Source organism: Roseofilum reptotaenium CS-1145 (genome assembly GCF_028330985.1).
GTDB classification, from domain to species: domain Bacteria; phylum Cyanobacteriota; class Cyanobacteriia; order Cyanobacteriales; family Desertifilaceae; genus Roseofilum; species Roseofilum reptotaenium.
In genome coordinates, this window is sequence record NZ_JAQMUE010000004.1 from 1 (window position 1) to 18,609 (window position 18,609).

General features: G+C 45.7%; 14 protein-coding genes. 10 read left to right on the top strand and 4 right to left on the bottom strand.

Annotation, left to right across the window (positions count from 1 at the left end):
* The coding region (locus tag PN466_RS00360) for a hypothetical protein (RefSeq protein ID WP_271936039.1) at window positions 1-1,011 on the bottom strand (1,011 nt) is incomplete at its 3' end.
* 213 nt (window positions 1,012-1,224) lie between these two features.
* Here PN466_RS00360 and PN466_RS00365 point away from each other — a divergent pair.
* From PN466_RS00365 to PN466_RS00405, 9 genes are all read left to right on the top strand, one after another.
* On the top strand, window positions 1,225-2,430 hold the full coding sequence (locus PN466_RS00365; RefSeq protein ID WP_271936040.1) for a tetratricopeptide repeat protein: 1,206 nt from the start codon (window positions 1,225-1,227) through the stop codon (window positions 2,428-2,430).
* 264 nt (window positions 2,431-2,694) lie between these two features.
* Entirely contained in the window at window positions 2,695-3,450 is a 756-nt protein-coding gene (locus tag PN466_RS00370) for a peptidylprolyl isomerase (RefSeq protein ID WP_271936041.1), read from the top strand.
* 40 nt (window positions 3,451-3,490) lie between these two features.
* Window positions 3,491-6,574 carry a peptidase domain-containing ABC transporter gene (locus PN466_RS00375; RefSeq protein ID WP_271936042.1) on the top strand — a complete coding sequence of 1,028 codons (3,084 nt, stop codon included), beginning with the start codon at window positions 3,491-3,493 and terminating at the stop codon, window positions 6,572-6,574.
* 91 nt (window positions 6,575-6,665) lie between these two features.
* On the top strand, window positions 6,666-8,162 hold the full coding sequence (locus tag PN466_RS00380; RefSeq protein ID WP_271936043.1) for an HlyD family efflux transporter periplasmic adaptor subunit: 1,497 nt from the start codon (window positions 6,666-6,668) through the stop codon (window positions 8,160-8,162).
* A gap of 91 nt (window positions 8,163-8,253) precedes the next feature.
* Window positions 8,254-8,802 carry a dTDP-4-dehydrorhamnose 3,5-epimerase gene (gene rfbC / locus PN466_RS00385; RefSeq protein ID WP_271936044.1) on the top strand — a complete coding sequence of 183 codons (549 nt, stop codon included), beginning with the start codon at window positions 8,254-8,256 and terminating at the stop codon, window positions 8,800-8,802.
* Complete coding sequence (gene rfbD, locus PN466_RS00390) at window positions 8,799-9,686, top strand: dTDP-4-dehydrorhamnose reductase (protein ID WP_271936045.1); 888 nt, start codon at window positions 8,799-8,801, stop codon at window positions 9,684-9,686. The genes rfbC and rfbD overlap by 4 nt, the downstream gene beginning before the upstream one ends.
* Before the next feature lie 10 nt (window positions 9,687-9,696).
* Window positions 9,697-9,957: a hypothetical protein gene (locus PN466_RS00395; protein ID WP_271936047.1), complete on the top strand. Its 261-nt coding sequence runs from the start codon at window positions 9,697-9,699 to the stop codon at window positions 9,955-9,957.
* A gap of 70 nt (window positions 9,958-10,027) precedes the next feature.
* On the top strand, window positions 10,028-11,101 hold the full coding sequence (locus PN466_RS00400; RefSeq protein ID WP_271936048.1) for a glucose-1-phosphate thymidylyltransferase: 1,074 nt from the start codon (window positions 10,028-10,030) through the stop codon (window positions 11,099-11,101).
* 225 nt (window positions 11,102-11,326) lie between these two features.
* Window positions 11,327-14,200: a sensor domain-containing protein gene (locus PN466_RS00405; protein WP_271936050.1), complete on the top strand. Its 2,874-nt coding sequence runs from the start codon at window positions 11,327-11,329 to the stop codon at window positions 14,198-14,200.
* 21 nt (window positions 14,201-14,221) lie between these two features.
* On the opposite strand, the gene PN466_RS00410 is transcribed toward PN466_RS00405, so the two are convergent.
* Together PN466_RS00410 and mrdA are read right to left on the bottom strand one after the other, a co-directional pair.
* The gene (locus tag PN466_RS00410) at window positions 14,222-14,821 is read right to left on the bottom strand and encodes a rhomboid family intramembrane serine protease (protein WP_271936051.1); all 600 of its coding nucleotides are present in this window, start codon (window positions 14,819-14,821) and stop codon (window positions 14,222-14,224) included.
* Window positions 14,822-14,870: 49 nt separating this feature from the next.
* On the bottom strand, window positions 14,871-16,628 hold the full coding sequence (mrdA, locus tag PN466_RS00415; protein ID WP_271936052.1) for a penicillin-binding protein 2: 1,758 nt from the start codon (window positions 16,626-16,628) through the stop codon (window positions 14,871-14,873).
* Between the two features lie 220 nt (window positions 16,629-16,848).
* Between mrdA and PN466_RS00420 the strand changes: the two genes are divergently transcribed.
* The gene (locus PN466_RS00420; RefSeq protein ID WP_271936053.1) at window positions 16,849-17,265 is read left to right on the top strand and encodes a bacteriohemerythrin; all 417 of its coding nucleotides are present in this window, start codon (window positions 16,849-16,851) and stop codon (window positions 17,263-17,265) included.
* Here the strand turns inward: PN466_RS00420 and PN466_RS00425 are convergent.
* The gene (locus PN466_RS00425) at window positions 17,258-18,601 is read right to left on the bottom strand and encodes an aminopeptidase P family protein (RefSeq protein ID WP_271936054.1); all 1,344 of its coding nucleotides are present in this window, start codon (window positions 18,599-18,601) and stop codon (window positions 17,258-17,260) included. The genes PN466_RS00420 and PN466_RS00425 overlap by 8 nt on opposite strands.
* Between the last annotated feature and the right edge of the window lie 8 nt (window positions 18,602-18,609).

Here is an 18,609-nt window from a genome sequence, read left to right on the forward strand (position 1 = left end):
AAACCCATCACCTAAGACAATTTCGTGCCATTCATTATCAGGGTCAGATAATGCTGGGAAATATTCGCCATCAATAGTGACTGATTCATCAAGATTCCGAATGGCTTTGAATTCAGAACATCGGAAACCATAAAGTAGGTTGATGCAAAATGCCTTAAACCAAGATTTTCGATTATCTAAAGCTTTGAATTGCTTGGTTGACAATTTATATCCATCAAGACCGAGAACTCTAGCCCTAAAATCTAAAAACGCTTCAAGGTCAATGGCTTGTTTTTCCCTCTTTCTAACTATTCTAAGAGTACCAAAATGCTGGGTTACCTTGGCTAATTCAGTCTCCAGCTTAGTGTCTCTAAGCAGTTTCAGGATTGCTGTATAGGCATTCTTGAAGCCTTTAGAGCAAATAGTTTGATTACCGGAGGTAGTGAATAAATTTGACCAACCTCTGGTAATTTCAGAGATGATATTCTCTCCAGTTAGGCGTAACTTGGGATTGAGCCTAGCATGGTAAGAGCCATAGGTTGAACGATAATTAGCCAAGGTGTTAGTCCTAGACTTTTCATTGCTCCTATCCCTACCACACTTGTCGTAACCATTGATGTAATTGTTCTTCACAATCTCAATGGCTTCCCCAATGGTAATGATGTCGTTTTCGAGGGATACAGCTCCCTTGATTTCCACTTCATACCATTCCCAGAATTCGGATTCTGTTTCAGTCTCTTTGAGCTTGTCAGAGATTGCCAAAGCTTTTGCCAGAGCGTTAACGCAACCATCACGAGTAAAGGACTCATTGCAACTATTGTTGGCTGTAGCCGGTTTGGTAGCCGTTTTAAACCGGAGGTAAAGCCGGTTTCCCTGCTTGCTAATGGAGATGCCCTTGGGGGTACTCTTCTGGCAAGCTTTGAGGTAAGCTCTCACCAATTCGTGGTCAACGTACTTGGATGGGTCAATTTGGTTAGAGTGAAAATACTCATTCACCAAAGACCATGCCTGTTTAGTGTAATTGTCAGACATCTGCCTATTTTCTGCCTATTTCCTTTTCAAGGTTCTACAAGGCAGATTTGGCAAAGCTTTTAGCTATTGTGATAGCATTAGCTTGGTTGGGAGAAATGAGTTCAAATCCCGCCGCTCCGATTGTATTGAAAAACAAGCTTGGTCTAGAGTTGAAACCGCGAACCCACCAGCAGACATGGGTGCGCTTACACGTCGTTCACACAAATTCCTCATATGGTAGATTGGCGGAAAGTATGGCGGAGTCTGATTGCTCGTTTATCTCGATGGTGGCAACAGATCTCGAAGAAGCTACGGAGGACTTCGGCTGCTAGTGCTGATTCCCCTCAAAGACCGCCCCTCAGTTATACTCACTATGAATTCCTGTTTAATCAGCTTCTGGAAGGGGTAAATACCCAAGGATGGAGCCTCAAAGAAATCAATCAATTTTTTAGCCAATGGCAAGAGCGCACAACTGAAGAAGAATGGTTGGCATGGTTAGAGCGCTTTGGTGAACGGGTTTTAGAGTCTCGTTCGCCTAATCTGGAGTTAGCTCAACGGATGGTCAAGTTAGCAAACGTTTATCCTAGACCTTTGGGACAATGTTCCCGTGAAATTGGTTTGGCTCTTTTGGAGCGCCCCAGAGAAGCAGAACCGGAAGTCATCGAAGAACCGCAGGTAGACGAGTCACCCCCGGTAGTAGAAGAAAAACCGGTGGTGCTAGAGCCTCCAGCAATCAAGAAACTTCCGATTCCTAAGCCTCCTGAACCCCAAGAGAAGCCTAAAGAGAATCTTCAACCGCCTCAGAAACGTCCTCAACCCCGTCTAGAGTTACCCTCTTTGAATAGTTTGTCAGGGGTATTGCATTGGTTGCAATTACGACCCCAGATGGTGCAACAGTTGGCACAACAGATGGGTATGGAGACGAATAAACCAGAGGAAGTATTACAGGAATTGAAAATGAGGGCGCTGATGAAGTCAAGTGTGGAGCAGGAGCAACAGGGAAATTTACGGGGGGCGATCGCCTATGTGGATCGGGCACTAAGTTTAAATACTCAGTCAGCTATCGCCTGGGCCATGAAAGGAGATCTATTATTTAAGTTACAGAAATTTGAACAGGCGATCGCGGCCTACGATCGCACAATAACGGTTAACCCTAACGATGAGCAAACCTGGTATAACCGAGGAATGGCTCAGTTTCAGTTGCAGAACTTTGAGTTAGCCTTGGCAAGTTTTGAACAGGCGCTGAATCTAGAACCGAGTTTTTATGCAGCTTGGAAAAACAAGGCGATTTCCCTGTTGAATTTAGGACGCGATCGCGAAGCTCTTGAAGTGTGCGATCGCGCTTTAGGGATGCAACCCGACGATCCAGTATTACACACCTGCCAGAAAAAGGCACAGGAGAGTTTAGAGCGTCGGGATAAAATGGGGGATGGGGAATAGGGAATCTCGGCGCGTCACCGCGTATCCTCATTCGTCCATCTCCCTATCCCCTGCCCAAATTCGCGCTGAATCGCGATCGGGATGCTATCCTATTTTGGAAGTCTGTATCATTAAAAAAAACTAAAGGGTTTTGCCCTTCACGGGAAGCGCCCAATTCCATTAACCTGTTCATGTCCGCTTGCGGAAACTGTCCCATAGACAGGAGGGGGGATAAGGAAACAGGCCAAATCTAATTTAACTGCGATCGCTTATTGATGAGAACCAATGGTAGAAATTCTACAAGTCGGCAACCGAGTCATTCAAACGAATGAAATTTTAACACTGCTCACCCGTTATCAATTAATGCCCCATGTGGTGCGCGGATTAGTCATTGATCGGGCGATCGCCGATTTCTCTTGCACCCCCGAAGAAATTGAAGCTGCCCTCAAATCCGTCCATAGTCAACTGAAGTTCACCACCCCAGAAGACAAAGCGGCTTGGCTGGAAAATCAAGGCATGAGTGCCGAACAATTCCAAGAAGTGTCCATCCGTCCCCTGCTGATCGAAAAATTTAAACAAGCCAATTGGGGCAATAAAGTTGAATCCTACTTTCTCAGTCGTAAAACTCACCTCGATCAGGTCGTATATTCCCTGATTCGCACCAAAGACCTGGGATTAGCCCAAGAAATCTACTTTCGGATTCAAGAAGAAGAAGAAAGTTTTGCCAATCTAGCCCGCGAATACTCCCAAGGGCCTGAAGCTCATACGGGAGGAGTTTTAGGGCCAGTCTCCGTCTCGACTCCTCACCCCATCCTGGCCAAACTGCTCTCGATTTCCCAGCCAGCTCAACTCTGGCCGCCCCGAAATTTAGGAGAATGGTATGTTATCGTCCGATTGGAAAAATTCATTCCTGCCAAATTTGATGATGCGATGAGACGACAGTTAATTGATGAATTATTTGAACTCTGGATGCGAGAAGAAGTCCAAAAACTAGGGCCCATCCGCTCCCTCTGGTCATCTGACGAACCAGAAAACCGATGAAACCCAATTTTTAATTTCTAATTTTTAATTTCTAATTGATATGACTCAAGCTGTCTCGCCTTCTCAAATCCAAGGATTTTTAGCTAAAGTCCATCCCTTTGATCAGCTTAATCCCAGAACTCTAGAGCAACTGACCTCTGGATGTAAACTGCTGCGCTATGCGATCGGGCAACCAATTCTAATCCGGGAAAAAGTCCCCGCTCAAGTCTCAATCCTCTATCAAGGTCAAGTGCGAATTTTAGGCTATGACCAACGGCGACAAACCACGGTGAGCTTAAAACGTGCCGAACCTGGAGAAGTAATGGGATGGACGAGTTTGTTGCGCCAGAGTGGGTGTGAAACAGCCCTCGCTTCCACGGAAGTTATTTGTATTACTTTAGATGCCCAAGACTTTCTCCGCTTAATCGATCAAGAACCGCAATTTCGAGAAGCTATTGGTCAACAAATCTCCATCAGTGAAGTCTTTGAACTGCTCAGTGCAGAACTAGCAAGACAAGCTGATGGCACGGCCGACTTAAAAGAACTGACGTTTAAGGCGATCGCCAATACCACCGCCGTTAACCTCCCGTCTGGCAACCTGCAAGTTAGGGATTTGATTAACACCCTAAACCCCTCACGCCTATGGCTCGTGAGTAGTGGAACCGTAGGAGACTTTACCTCTGGCTCCAATATTCCCCTCGATACCTTAGCTGAACAGCCCAATCAAAGACTGCCCATTAAAGGGAGATGGGGAGCCAGATTACTCGGCGTTGAACGATTCCAACAAACCCAAGAGACGCAAGAGATCCTCGCACCCTCCTCACCTCCCCCCCATTCTCCCATCTCCCCATCTCCCCTATCTCCGAAAGCCCTCCCTTCGACTCCGATCAGGGAACGCCTAGAAAAGGAAGACAGTGGACTCGATATCAGTCGCGCCCCAGAAAAGATCCCCGAACTCGAACAAGGCAATGACGATCGCATCTCCTACCCCTTTGTGCGCGGTAAAGGAGAAATTGAGGCCCCCATGGCCTGCTTTAAGATGTTGAGCCAGTTCATGAGAGTCTCTTTCCGTCGGGATGTGATTCGCAAAGTCCTAGAAAATCAACTGCGAAGTGTTGGGCAAATCTCCTTAACGGTTTGTGGGGCGATCGCCGAAATGATGGGACTACAGGCACAAATGGTACAACTGCCCGCCGCATCCATCAACCGTATCAAAGGCCCCGCCATGATTCCCTGGGGCCAAAGCTTCGCCATCCTCTACCGGATCAACGAACGGGAAGTGGTCATGGCAGTGCCCGAAAAAGGCATTACCCGCAGGCGAGTTGCCGACTTTGCCGAAGAATGGGGAGTAGTTCAAGGACAAGTGCTGCTGCTCCAGTCCCCCCCAGACAGACAACGGGAAAAATTTGGCCTCAGTTGGTTTGTTCCTGCCCTGATTAAATATCGGGGTATCCTGCTACAAGTTTTCATCGCCTCATTCTTTGTTCAGCTTTTTGGTCTGGCGAACCCCCTGATCACCCAGGTGATTATCGATAAAGTACTGGTGCAACGCAGTATCGAGACCCTGGATATTTTAGGGCTGTTCCTTCTGGGAGTAGCGATCTTTGAAGCCATTCTCACCCTGCTGAGAACCTATCTCTTTGTCGATACCACCAACCGTATTGACCTGGGACTCGGCTCAGAAGTCATTGCCCACTTGCTCAGGCTACCCCTAGAATACTTTGACCGCCGACGGGTTGGGGAACTGGCTGGCCGGATTAACGAATTAGAAAATATCCGTCAGTTTCTTACCGGAACAGCCCTCACCGTTGTTCTCGATGCCGTCTTCTCCGTCGTCTACATTGCGGTGATGTTCGTCTATAGCTGGCAGCTCTCCCTCGTTGCTCTGGCTACTGTTCCCCTGTTTGCCCTGGTAACCATCGTTGCTTCGCCCATTGTCCGCCGCCAACTGCGCCACAAAGCCGAACGCTACGCTGACGTGCAATCCTATCTGGTGGAAGTGCTATCTGGGATTCAAACGGTAAAAGCCCAGAATATTGAGCTAAAATCCCGCTGGCAATGGCAAGAACGGTACGCCAAATATATTAAATCGGGGTTTCGCTCCGTTCTCACCTTTAGTACGGCTGGTTCCATTAGTGGATTTCTGAATAAACTCTCTGGGCTATTGATTCTCTGGTTTGGGGCGCAAATGGTCCTAACCACTGCCTCGACTGATAACCCCTTTACCCTAGGACAGTTAATCGCGTTTCGGATTATTGCCGGGTATACCACCTCTCCTCTATTGCGCCTGATTCAACTGTGGCAAAGCTTCCAGGAAACTGGACTATCGATTGAACGACTCTCTGATGTTCTTGATGCCAATCCAGAAGCCGATGAAGCGAACCGTTCCAATATTTCCATGCCTCCTATTCATGGCCATGTGAAGTATGAAGATGTGTCCTTCCGGTTTGCCAGCGCGAATACCTGGCAATTGATGAATGTGAATTTAGACTTTCCCCAAGGACAGTTTGTGGGAATTGTCGGCCAAAGTGGTTCCGGTAAATCCACGCTGATGAAGCTGCTGCAACGGTTATATGAACCCGGTTCTGGCCGTATCTTGGTAGACCAGTTAGATGTGAGTAAGGTGGAACTGTACTCCCTGCGTCGGCAAATTGGGGTGGTTCTCCAAGATACGCTGTTGTTTAATGGTTCGGTGCAAGAAAATATTGCTTTGGCGAACCCCGATGCTACGGAGCAGGAAATTATCGAAGCAGCGAAAGTGGCGGTAGCTCACGAGTTTATTATGTCTTTGCCCCAAGGTTATAACACGGTTGTGGGCGAGCGGGGGGCGAATTTATCGGGGGGACAGAGGCAACGGATCGCGATCGCCCGTACGGTCCTTCAAAGACCTCGCCTGCTGATTCTTGACGAAGCCACCTCTGCCCTAGACTATGATAGTGAGCGGCAAGTGTGCCAAAATCTGGCCCAAACGTTCAAAGGAGAAACAGTCTTCTTTATTACGCACCGCTTAACGACGGTGCGGAATGCAGATGTAATTATTATGATGGATCAAGGTTCCGTTGTTGAACAGGGAACCCATGCTGAACTGATGGCTCTCAAAGGACGGTATTACTGTCTGTTTGAGCAACAGGACTCCCAGTTGTAGACGCGGTGACGCGGTGACACGGTGACACGGAGATGGAGGAGAACCCATTCCCTATTCCCTATTCCCTATTCCCTAATTACTCATTACTCAAATGAAAACGCAACCGAGATACACAGAAACCTATATCGAACAACCGATATTGCTGGAGCGGCCGGTGATTTGGTCTCAAGTCCTGGTGTGGCTGCTCCTGTTGATTACGTCGTCGGGAATTGCTTGGGCGGCGATCGCCGAAATAGAACAGGCCGTTCCTGCCCAAGGACAACTCGAACCCGAAGGATCGGTCAATGAAGTGAAATCCCCCACCAGTGGCATGGTGCGGGAAATCTTGATCGAAGATGGGGATGTGGTACAAGAAGGAGAACTGTTAATTACCTTTGACCCTACCGCTCCCCAAGCAGATATTGAATCGCTGACCAAGCAAGAAATTACTCTCAAAGAAGAAATAGAGATTTACGATCGCATTCTTTCAGGTGGAAATATCCAAAGTGGTCCTCCTGAGTTAGCCTCTTTGGCCAGTTTGCGCCAAACCCTGTTGGCAGAAAACGAATACTTTAATGCTCAACTCGATGGCTATAACCCAAATCAAGCGGTCAGTAGCGCCTTTAATAGTAACCAAGACCGACTCCTAAGTGCTTCGCGGGCTGAGTATCAATCGAGGGTAGAAGCAGCTCGGTTGGAAATTGCTGAGTTGGACAAACAGATTAACCGCACCCAACGCCAAGTCAGTGCCATCTCCAATCGAATTCAAAAAACCGAAGAAACCCTAGCGATTAATGAGAAAACCCTAGGCCGCATTCGGCCCTTAGTTGAAGAAGGGGCCCTGTCCCAACTCCAATACGATCGCCAAGAACAGGAAGTGCTACGCTATCAGGACGAGTTGCTCGCTAGAGAAGGGGAAATTGAACAACTCGAGCTTGAGGAACAACGGTTGCGGGTGGAAAAAGCCCAATCTCAAGAAGCCGTATCCAATGCGATCGCCATTTCTGCTAAGGATATTTTAACTAGGGTGGCCGATAACCAACGCCGGATTGCCGAGATCGATTCCCAACTGGCGCGCGCTAAAATTGAGAGCAAAAAACGGTTAGCTGAAGTCGAAGGAGAACTGATCAAAGCTCAACAGGCTCTGGGTTATCAAGAACTCCGAGCGCCCGTCAGTGGAGTGGTATTTGATTTACAAGCGGGTACGGGACATGTTGCTCAAGCCACAGAGCGCCTATTATCGATTGTGCCTAATGATGCCTTGATTGCTGAAGTTTATATCCCAAACAAGGATATTGGCTTTGTGAATGAAGGGATGCAAGTGGAGTTAGATGTCTCCTCTTTCCCCTCTTCTGAGTTTGGCACCATTAAAGGAACTCTGACTTGGATTGGCTCAGATGCCCTAGAGCCGACTCAAGTGCGCCCATTCTATGCATTCCCGGCAACCATTCAATTGGATAAACAGTATTTCACGGTTAATGATAAGCAACTCGATTTGCAAGCCGGGATGGATATTAGTGCCAATATTAAAGTCCGCAAACGGACTATTTTAAGTCTGTTAACCGATAAGTTTGACACCAAAATCCGCAGCTTAGAAACTGTTCGTTAAATCCCCAAGATGAGGAGGTAAACAGGAATAAAATAACTGATTACCTCTTGCTTCCCTATTGCCGATTTCCTATTGCCTCTCTAATCACCTTATGCAGTGTATTCCAACAAAAATTCCGGATGTTCTGATCCTAGAACCCAAAGTTTTTGGAGACGATCGCGGATTCTTTTTTGAAAGCTATAATCACAAACGCTTTGCTGAAATCACCGGTCAATCTGTGGAGTTTGTCCAAGATAACCATTCTCGCTCCGTGAAGGGAGTATTAAGGGGCCTGCATTACCAAATTCAACAAGCCCAAGGTAAACTCGTCCGTGCTGCGATCGGCGAAATTTTAGATGTGGCCGTGGATATCCGCAAAAGCAGCCCCCATTTTGGCCAGTGGGTCAGTTGTTTGTTAACTGCCCAAAATCATCGCCAGTTATGGATTCCGCCTGGATTTGCCCATGGGTTTGTTGTGCTGTCAGAAATAGCAGAGGTACTGTATAAAGCCAGTGGTTATTATGCTCCCCAGCACGAGCGATCGATTTTGTGGAACGATCCGACTATCGCCATTGATTGGCAAATTGAAGGCTTAGAGCCTACCTTATCGGCTAAGGATCGGGCAGGTAAGCTATTGTCAGATGCTGAGGTGTATTCATGACCCGAATTTTGGTAACTGGGGCCCAAGGGCAGTTGGGCCAAGAGTTGGTCACCTTGTTGAAACCCTTGGGAGAGGTGAGGGGAATCGATCGCAATGAACTCGATTTAACGGAGTTTGACCAGGTGGAATCCTTTTGGCAAGATTTGCAGCCGGATATTGTGGTGCATGGAGCCGCCTACACCGCAGTGGATAAAGCCGAAGAGGATGCCGATTTGGCCATGCAAGTGAATGGAGAAGTACCAGGAAAATTAGCCCGTTTAGCAGCCGCTTCCGGGACTCAGTTAATCCATATTTCCACGGATTATGTGTTTGATGGGGGTAAAAATCAACCCTATTGGGAAACCGATCGGACTAACCCTCTGAGTTCCTATGGGCGCTCCAAGTTGCGGGGCGAACAGGTGGTGCAAGAGAGTGGCGCAACCTTTGCCATCCTCAGAACTGCGTGGGTGTATGGAAACGGGATGACAGGTAACTTTGTCAAAACCATGTTGCGCCTGGGTAAAGAGCGGGAAGAACTGCGCGTGGTGTACGATCAAGTGGGTTCGCCAACCTGGACAGTGGATTTAGCCGGAGCGATCGCCCAATTGATTCCCAAGCTGAACTCGGAAACAGCAGGTATTTATCATTACACAAATGCGGGCGTGACCAGTTGGTATGATTTTGCGATCGCCATTTTTGAAGAAGCCCAACAGTTGGGAATTCCCCTGAAAATTAAACAAGTGCTTCCCATTACCACTGACCAATATCCTACTCCCGCAAAACGTCCCGCTTACTCCGTTCTGTCGGGTCAAAAACTCTCCGATCTCCTGGGAACACCTGCCCCCCATTGGCGACAAAGTTTACGGAAGATGTTAGCCGAATATGCCCAAAAGTTAGTCAATTAGGGGTGATTTCATGAGTGAAGATCCGAAAACATCTGCACCTCGACTCCGCTCGGTGACCACTTTTCAACAAGCGATTGAGGAAATAGAAAGCTTTTCTTTGGAGGATCAAGAAATTCTCCTTGATATTCTCAATAAGCGTTTAGCCGAGCAGAAGCGATCGCAATTACTTAAAGAGGTTGCTGAAGCAAGATCAGAATATAGAACGGGGAATTTTAAACTGGGAACGGTAGATGAATTCTTAGCTGAATTGAACGCATACAATTTCTTGTAGGGGCGTTCATGTCGCGAAGCGAAACGGCCGTTCGCCCCTACACTTCTAAAAACTATTGAATAATTAAATTATGAAAGGATTAATTTTATCTGGTGGTAAAGGCACTCGCTTACGTCCCATTACTTATACGGGTGCGAAACAATTGGTTCCGGTTGCCAATCAACCCATTTTATGGTATGGCATTCAAGGCATTGTGGCCGCAGGGATAACTGATATTGGCATTATTATTAGTCCCGAAACTGGAGAAGAGGTGAAAGCAACCACGGGGAATGGGGAACAGTTTGGTGCAAAAATAACCTATATTTTGCAGGAGAAACCTGCCGGTCTGGCCCATGCCGTAAAGGTGGCGCAGCCCTTTCTAGGAAACGACCCATTCGTTATGTATTTGGGCGATAACATCATTGAAAGTGATTTAACCCAATTTTTGACCCAATTTAAAGAAAACAGCTTAGATGGGCTGATTTTACTGCGTACCGTCTCTAATCCCAGTGCCTTTGGAGTCGCCCAAGTAGATGATCGCGGAAGAGTCTTAAAGCTAGTGGAAAAACCGAAAGACCCACCCTCAAATCTAGCGCTGGTGGGGATTTACTTCTTTTCTGAGGCGATTCATGAGGCGATCGCCAGTATCCAACCGTCGCCACGGGGTGAACTCGAAATTACGGATGCCATTCAAGTCTTAATCGATCGCAAAACACAAGTAGAAGCGCGTCAGATCGAAGGATGGTGGTTAGATACTGGGAAAAAAGACGATCTTTTGGAAGCCAATCGCATTATTCTCGATACCCGCTTAGAATCAGAGGTTAAAGGAACGATCGATCCTCAAAGTCAAGTGATTGGTCGTGTGAAAATTGGCAAAGGGACAACAGTAATTAATAGCACTATTCGTGGCCCTGTTGCTATTGGGGAGAATTGTCATATCGAAAATACATTCATTGGCCCCTATAGTAGTATTGCTAATAGCACAACCTTAACAGAAGTCGATATTGAACACAGCGTGATTTTAGGAGAAGCAACCTTAGAAAATATCCCACAACGCATTGTGGATAGTGTGGTAGGTAGACGCGCTCGCTTAAATGTTGCCCCTCGTCGTCCAACAGCTCTACGGTTTATGATTGGAGACGATTGTCAGATTGAATTAGTGTAAGAGATCGATAGGGTTGGGCGATCTTTCTTCTGAGAAAAGGGATTTCTGGCTCCTGCTATAGTCTATATGGGTTGACTGTAACAAAGTGAAACATAAGCAACTCGTTATCACTGGACTAGATTTACAATAGTTCAAGAAGTGGTCATTTGGAGGTTAAAGACTCTAGATTCCTCCATGAACTAATGGAGTAGATGCTAGAGAAGATTAGCCTCTCTTCAATAACCTATGAATAATGCAAACTGGTATAGCTCTTCTGAGAATCCTTTTCAACCCCTATCTGATTTGATTGCCAGTCATGAAGCGTGGTTGATGCATCAAATATTACACTATGCCAAGCAACAAGGTTATGCTGCCTATACCTCAACCTTAGCTGAAGCTTGGCGAGTCTCGATTTGTGGCCTATCCACACCTCTGATTCAGGCGATCGCCGAAAATTTTGGGATTCAAGAATTAAGTCCCCATCTCCCGAAAATGCCAGATATCAGTAGTGGGTTTGGCATAGTCGAAGCGCAACGTCATCGCAGTCGGGGAATTACCATAGAATTATTTCTGGGATTATTTAAATATTATCGACAATCCTATCTCGACTTAATTGAAATCGGAGAGTTTCAACCTGAACAATATCAGAAATATCGGTTATTTATCCATCGTTTTTTTGATCGGATTGAACTAGGGATTTGTGGAGAATGGATAAGTCAGAATACCAATAAATCTATCGTAGAGTTACAAGAAGAAAATCGTAATCTGGCAAATATTAAAAATAAATATTTAACCTTATTTGAAAGTCTCAGCGATCCCGTATTTCTGCTCGATCGGAAAAACCAAATTGTTAACTTAAATTCAGCGGCTGCTCGTACCTTTACTGACTTAACTGTTCCTGGCTCTCTTTATTATAGTCTAGACCCGATTCAACTAGAACTCCCTTGGCTCAATGAACAGGTGCTAAATTTTATGGGCACCGATCAGTTGGAGCAGCGTTATGAAACTGAATTATTGACTCAGAGAGGCAAACGATGGTTTGAGGTTAAACTTAATCGCATGTTGGATGTCAGTGGTAAATTCAGTGGGATAATCGCCGTTTACACAGATATTAGCGATCGCTATCAAGCGGATCGACAACTCCGTCAAAGTGAACAACGAATCAAAAATATTATTACCACCCATATTCATGGATTAGTTATCTTAAACCAAAACGGTAAAATCGTTTTCGCAAATCCGGTAGCTGAAGATTTACTCAACCAGAAGAAAGAAGATTTATTAGGCACTTATCTGGTTGTAGATACATCGGGAAAAACCACAGAAATTTTGCTAGAAAAATCGGGACAAGTTCCTGTAATTCTACAAGTGAAAGCAGTAGAGATACCTTGGGAAGAGGAAATGGCACACCTGGTTTCATTGATTGATATTACCAGGCTCAAACAAGCTCAAGAAAAATTACAAATTCTCTATCAAGCTTCCGAACAAAGTCCCGCTTCTATCGTCATTACAGATGCTCAAGGAAACATTGAATATGTCAATCCAAAATTTGAAAAAATTACCGGCTATACTGCCGCAGAAGTGCAAGGTAAAAATCCAAGAGTTTTGAAATCTGGTCATACTAGCGATCAAGAGTATAAAATTATGTGGGAGACGATCGCATCAGGACAAGAATGGTATGGAGAATTTAAGAATAGACGCAAGAATGGTCATGTGTTTTGGGAACATGCTTCAATTTCTCCTATTAAAAATCTTGAAGGGAAAATCACCCATTTTGTTGCAGTCAAAGAAGATATTACCCAACGCAAGCAAAATGAAGCCCTGTTAGAATATCATGCTAATTATGATACCTTAACAGCTTTACCCAATCGCATCTTAGTTCGCGATCGCCTACAACAGGCCATTACTCAAGCAGAGCAGAAAGAAAATAAGGTTGCTATATTGCTTTTGGATCTCGATCATTTTAAGCAAATCAATGAAAGCTTAGGTCATGAACTCGGCGATCGTTTACTTCAAGAAGTAGCACAAAGATTACTGCTGTGTATCCAGAAAAGTCATACCTTAGCTCGATTAGGTGGTGATGAATTCTTAATTCTTCTCCCTAATCTTGCATCTCTGTATGATCCCGAAAATATCGCCCATAACATCTTACATGCCTTTAAGACTCCCTTTGATGTTCAAGGAGAAGAAATTTTTATTTCCGTTAGCATTGGCATTACCCTATATCCCGATGATGGACTCAATGGTACGATGCTGATGAAACATGCTGATTCTGCTATGTATGAAGCCAAAAATGAAGGACGAAATACTTTTCGTTTTTTTACGCCTCAAATTAATCAGCAAGTACAAACACGCACTCTGGTACAAAAACATCTGCACCATGCGATTTCCCAGAATGAATTATATATGGTCTATCAACCTTTTATTGAACTCACATCTGGATTAGTCGTGGGAGCAGAAGCCTTGATGCGATGGTCAAACCCAGAACTCGGTCAAGTGAGTCCAGATCAATTTATTCCCATTGCCGAAGAAACTGGATTAATTGTAGACTTAGGTGATTGGGCTTTGGATCAAGCCTGTGCAGAAGTAGTCAAATGGCAAGGATTACGCCCTTCTCACCTTTGGGTGGCCGTTAATTTATCCCCACGTCAATTCCGGGAATCTAATTTTATCAAGCAGATTTTAGCCACTATCGAGCGTCATCAAATTAGTACGGATTGCTTAGAATTAGAAATTACAGAACGGCTGCTGATGGAAGATATTCCCCATGCCAAAGAATTAATCAACCAATTACACGATCATCAGATTCGATTAGCTATTGACGATTTTGGAACAGGATATTCTTCTTTGAGTAGTCTCAAGCGCTATCCGTTCCAAGTTTTAAAAATTGACCGCTCTTTTATTCGGGAAATTCCTGAAGACCCTGAAGCCGTATCTCTAGTGACAACCATTCTGGCAATGGCCCATGGACTGGGCTTGAAATCGATCGCCGAAGGGATCGAAACGGCCGAACAGCAGGCGTTTTTACAACGCTTAGGTTGTGACTACGGTCAAGGCTATTACTTCAGCAAACCGTTGAGAGCAGACGGATTTCGGGACTATCTTAGAGAAGATAGGGAATAGGGGGGATGCTCAGATCGACCATTACCTATTACCATGCGAAGTGCTGTGTTTACGCTTGGCTAAAAAGCGAGCAGCTAGCACACCTCCAATGAGTCCAAACAAGTGACCTTCCCAGGAAATCCCAGGTTGTCCGGGAAGCACGCCCCAAATGAGACCGCCATAGAAAAAACCTACGACTAGGGAAAGAAAGATTGAGGAAAAATTGCGTTCAAACAAGCCGCGAAAGAGTAAAAACCCCAAATAGCCAAAAATTAAACTACTTGCGCCAATATGAAACGCTGGGGACCCAAATAGCCAAACTCCACTACCAGCCACTAACATGGTAATGGCTGTTACCCAAAAGAAATCGCTGGTTTCTTGCAACATCACCAACCATCCCAACATTAAAAAGGGAGCTGTATTGGCGATTAAATGGGGAAGATTACCATGCAAGAACGGAGACCAGAGAATACCTCGCAAACCGATAATATTGCGCGGCAAAATGCCGTATTGATCTAGCCCTCCGCTATAAAAGAGCAGATCTACAATCTCGACTACCCAGAAAAGGGTGACAAACCCACCCAAAATAAATATCTGGGTTTTGAATTCATTAACGATCGCCTTTCCTTCCTGACTACTCATCTTTCGTGACTCAAAGGATATCTTCTCTAGGTTAACAATTTCTCCTGCTCTACTGGCGGAAATAAGCCTGAAAAATCGCTTGAGCCACCGGTAGAGCGGTTTTACCACCATAACCGCCATTTTCCACTACTACGGCGATCGCCACTTGGGGATCGCTGACGGGGCCATATCCGACATACACCGCATGGGACTGTTGTCCCAACACCTCCGAAGTCCCTGTTTTTCCAGCCGTCAAAGGAATCGAACCATCATTCATCCCTCGTCCCGTCCCCTTTTGCACCACAGCCACTAAACCCTCGCGAATGGCCGCGATGGTGTCTGGAGATAATCCCGTCGGTTCTGGTTGCATGGTCTGGGTATTGGTTTGCGAAGCCAATAGATGGGGTTTGACCCGCATTCCCCCATTGGCAATACTACCGATCATTACGGCTAACTCTAAGGGCGACGCTAAAACCAAACCCTGACCAATAGACATACTCACCGTGTCTCCGGGATACCAAGGCTCACCATAGAGGTCTTGCTTTTGTTCGGGAGTCGGCACAGAACCATTCCGTCCTCCCTCTAACCCCAAGAGACTTAAGTCGGTGGTTTTGCCAATGCCCATCTTTTCGGCCCATTCGGCGATCGCCTTGACCCCGGCTTCCATACCCACCTTATAGAAAAAGGTATTACTACTGTAAGCGAGGGCATCCCGAAACCCAATCACCCCATACCCACCGCTATGTTCATGGAATTGAATTCCGCCCACTGTAATATAAGCAGAAGTCATTAACATCGAATAGGGACTAAACTTCCCCGACTCCATCCCTGCGGCTGCGGTCACAATCTTAAATGTACTTCCTGGAGGATAACCCTGTAGAGCGCGATTCAAAAAGGGTTGATCTTCTCCTTGTAACTCTTCCCAATCCTCAGGAGTCACCCGACGGGTAAAAATTTGTGGGTCAAACGTCGGGCCACTAGCCATGGCCAATACTCCACCTGTTTTAACATCCAATGCTACTACTCCACCCCGACGGTTTCTTAAAGCCTGTTCAGCGGCCTTTTGCAAGTCTAGATCTAAGGTTAACTGCACTGAATCCCCAGACCGAGATTCATATAAGCCCAATTCTCGTAACTCTTCCCCCTTAGCATTCACCTCTACCAACCGGCCACCCCATTGACCTTTGAGTTGCTCATTGGCTAGCCGTTCTACCCCCATTTGGCCCACAATCATCCCCATCGGATAATCTGGGTTAGCGTCGAGTTCTTCATGGGTGGCTTCTCCTACATAACCGATCACATGGCTGGCTAAGGTTCCATGGGGATAGAGACGATTCGATTCTGAACGAATTTCTACCCCAACCAGATTGAATTCGGAGAGAGCCGTAAATTCTTCTAAGCTCAAATTGCGGTAAATGCGAATTGGTAGGCGAGATTGATAATGATCGGCTGCGAGTTGATCGATTATTTCTTTTGGGGAGATATTAAGAACGGTTGCTAACTGTTGCGCTTGAATTTCCCATTCTTCTGGCGATCGCTCTTTGGGCCAAAGATAAACCGACCGAGAGAGACGATTGGAGACTACAATTTTTCCCTGGCGATCGAAAATATTACCCCGGTCTGAGGGGACGGGCATTTGGCGAATGCGATTACTATCTGCTCGTTCTCGATTTTCTTTCCCCCGAATAATTTGCAGTTCGGCTAATTTCCAAGTATACGCTGTGAACATACTAGTAAAAATCAGAACGATTACTAGGGTTTGAGGGAGCCGTTTACGAGAAATTTTGGCCGGTGTGCTTTCAGCAAACCAGGAAGAAATAGAAGTCATAGAAATTCTGTTTTGTTGTTTCTTCGGGTTATTGATTTTTTTCTACTGCACCCTAGACTAATCCGGAGTAATTACGGTATTAGTCCAAAACAAATGTTGTTTCCTATACCCTATATCAGGACTTTAGAGAAATCTTTATTATCTGATCAACTTTCAGTCCTGTGAGTCATGTTAGAATCGGTTTGAATTCTTTTCCTATTTAAGCCTAAAGAGGTGGATTATGCCACGAACTTGGACAGATTCTCTCGAAATTGGAATTCCCTTATTAGATATTCAACATCAACAGTTGCTAGATGAAATGGATCGATTGCTAGAAGGCTTGAAGACGAAAAAATCGAACCGAGAAATTAAAAGTATTTTGAAAATGCTCGATGGCTATGTAGCCGTTCATTTTCAGTATGAAGAAGGTTGTATGAATAATTATCAGTGTCCTGTAGCTTGTGACAATAAAAATGCCCATCAGAGTTTTGTGCAGATGTTGACCCAGATTAAGAGTGATATTGAAATGAATCGAAATTTCGATCTCGTTGCAGATCAAGTGCAACGCAATTTACTCGATTGGTTTGTGAATCATATTCGCCGCATTGATAAACAATTGGAACCTTTGGTGCAGGCAAATAAGCCTATGGCTAGTTAATCATCACTTGTTCAATCTGGTCTGGAGTCGTTGGTAATTGTGCTGTTAATATCTCTGCCCCTTGGTCTGTAACTAATACATCGTCTTCAATGCGAATCCCGCGTACATCTTTAAACTGAGCAAGCTTTTCCCATTGAACAAGTTTATCATATTGATGGCGGAATTGGGGATTATCTAAAATCGCTGGGACTTGATAAAATCCGGGTTCAATGGTAATGACCATTCCTGGTTGGAGAGGACGATTTAATCGCAAAAACTGCAAGCCAAAGCGATCGCTCCTTTTGCGTCCTTGAGTATAACCCGCTAAATCACCCAAATCTTCCATATCATGGACATCTAAACCCAATAAATGACCAATTCCATGGGGAAAAAAGAGGGCATGGGCATCCTGTTCTACTAAGGTTTCTGGATTGCCAATTAAAATGCCTAAATCCACTAATCCTTCTGCCATGGCCAAGGCTCCCTCTAAGTGGATTTCCTCATATTCTTGACCGGGTTTGACTTGAGCAATACAGCGATCGTGGGCAGCTAAAACGACCTCATAAATTGCCCGTTGAGTGGGGGAAAATTGCCCATTCACCGGCCAAGTGCGGGTAATATCAGATGCCCATCCCCCCAGAGTTTCGGCTCCTGCATCCACGAGCAATAAATCTCCAGGAGTTAAGGGATGAGCAGAGCGATCGTGATGTAGAATTTCTCCATGAACCGTGACAATACTTGAATAGGCTGGAGTCATTTCATGGGCAATAAATACGCTTTCAATGAGCGATCGCACCTGAGCCTCCGTACTAGCCTTGGCTGTCCCCTTCATCCCGGTTAAGTGCGCTTCCACACTCACCGAAACTACTTGCCGAATTTCTGATAAAGCCAGTTCGTCATGGCACAGACGCAACTCAACCACTGCCTTAGCTAACTCTAAATCTTGACCCTCCAGAGGAGATACAGAACGACCCAAGCACTGCATTTGTTGCTGGCGAGTTGCCCAATCTTGCACTGGTAGCGTTGCGGCATCTTCGGCTCTCTCAGCTAAAGCAGCTAAGGGATAATAGGCATCAGCACCCATTTGTTCTGCCCATTGAGCCGCAGTCGGTTCCGGGCCATGCCATAATACCGAACCCGGGGCAGGATCGTCCACAAATAATTCTAGCTTGCCCCGATCTAAACGAATCGCTGCGCGGGGAATGGAGAGACCAGCAAAATAGAGAAAATGACTATTGGCGCGAAAGGGATAAACATTCGCTGGAAAATTGCGGGGACTGGGTTGACCCGACCAGAGGACAACCGGAAAATCAATGTGTTGAGAGAGGTTAGAGCGGCGTGATGATGCCAAAATCATATCTCGAA

Coding starts and splice junctions, on each gene's coding strand:
- PN466_RS00365 (WP_271936040.1), top strand. CDS start 1,225: ATGGTAGATTGGCGGAAAGTATGGCGGAGTCTGATTGCTCGTTTATCT.
- PN466_RS00370 (WP_271936041.1), top strand. CDS start 2,695: ATGGTAGAAATTCTACAAGTCGGCAACCGAGTCATTCAAACGAATGAA.
- PN466_RS00375 (WP_271936042.1), top strand. CDS start 3,491: ATGACTCAAGCTGTCTCGCCTTCTCAAATCCAAGGATTTTTAGCTAAA.
- PN466_RS00380 (WP_271936043.1), top strand. CDS start 6,666: ATGAAAACGCAACCGAGATACACAGAAACCTATATCGAACAACCGATA.
- rfbC (WP_271936044.1), top strand. CDS start 8,254: ATGCAGTGTATTCCAACAAAAATTCCGGATGTTCTGATCCTAGAACCC.
- rfbD (WP_271936045.1), top strand. CDS start 8,799: ATGACCCGAATTTTGGTAACTGGGGCCCAAGGGCAGTTGGGCCAAGAG.
- PN466_RS00395 (WP_271936047.1), top strand. CDS start 9,697: ATGAGTGAAGATCCGAAAACATCTGCACCTCGACTCCGCTCGGTGACC.
- PN466_RS00400 (WP_271936048.1), top strand. CDS start 10,028: ATGAAAGGATTAATTTTATCTGGTGGTAAAGGCACTCGCTTACGTCCC.
- PN466_RS00405 (WP_271936050.1), top strand. CDS start 11,327: ATGAATAATGCAAACTGGTATAGCTCTTCTGAGAATCCTTTTCAACCC.
- PN466_RS00410 (WP_271936051.1), bottom strand. CDS start 14,821: ATGAGTAGTCAGGAAGGAAAGGCGATCGTTAATGAATTCAAAACCCAG.
- mrdA (WP_271936052.1), bottom strand. CDS start 16,628: ATGACTTCTATTTCTTCCTGGTTTGCTGAAAGCACACCGGCCAAAATT.
- PN466_RS00420 (WP_271936053.1), top strand. CDS start 16,849: ATGCCACGAACTTGGACAGATTCTCTCGAAATTGGAATTCCCTTATTA.
- PN466_RS00425 (WP_271936054.1), bottom strand. CDS start 18,601: ATGATTTTGGCATCATCACGCCGCTCTAACCTCTCTCAACACATTGAT.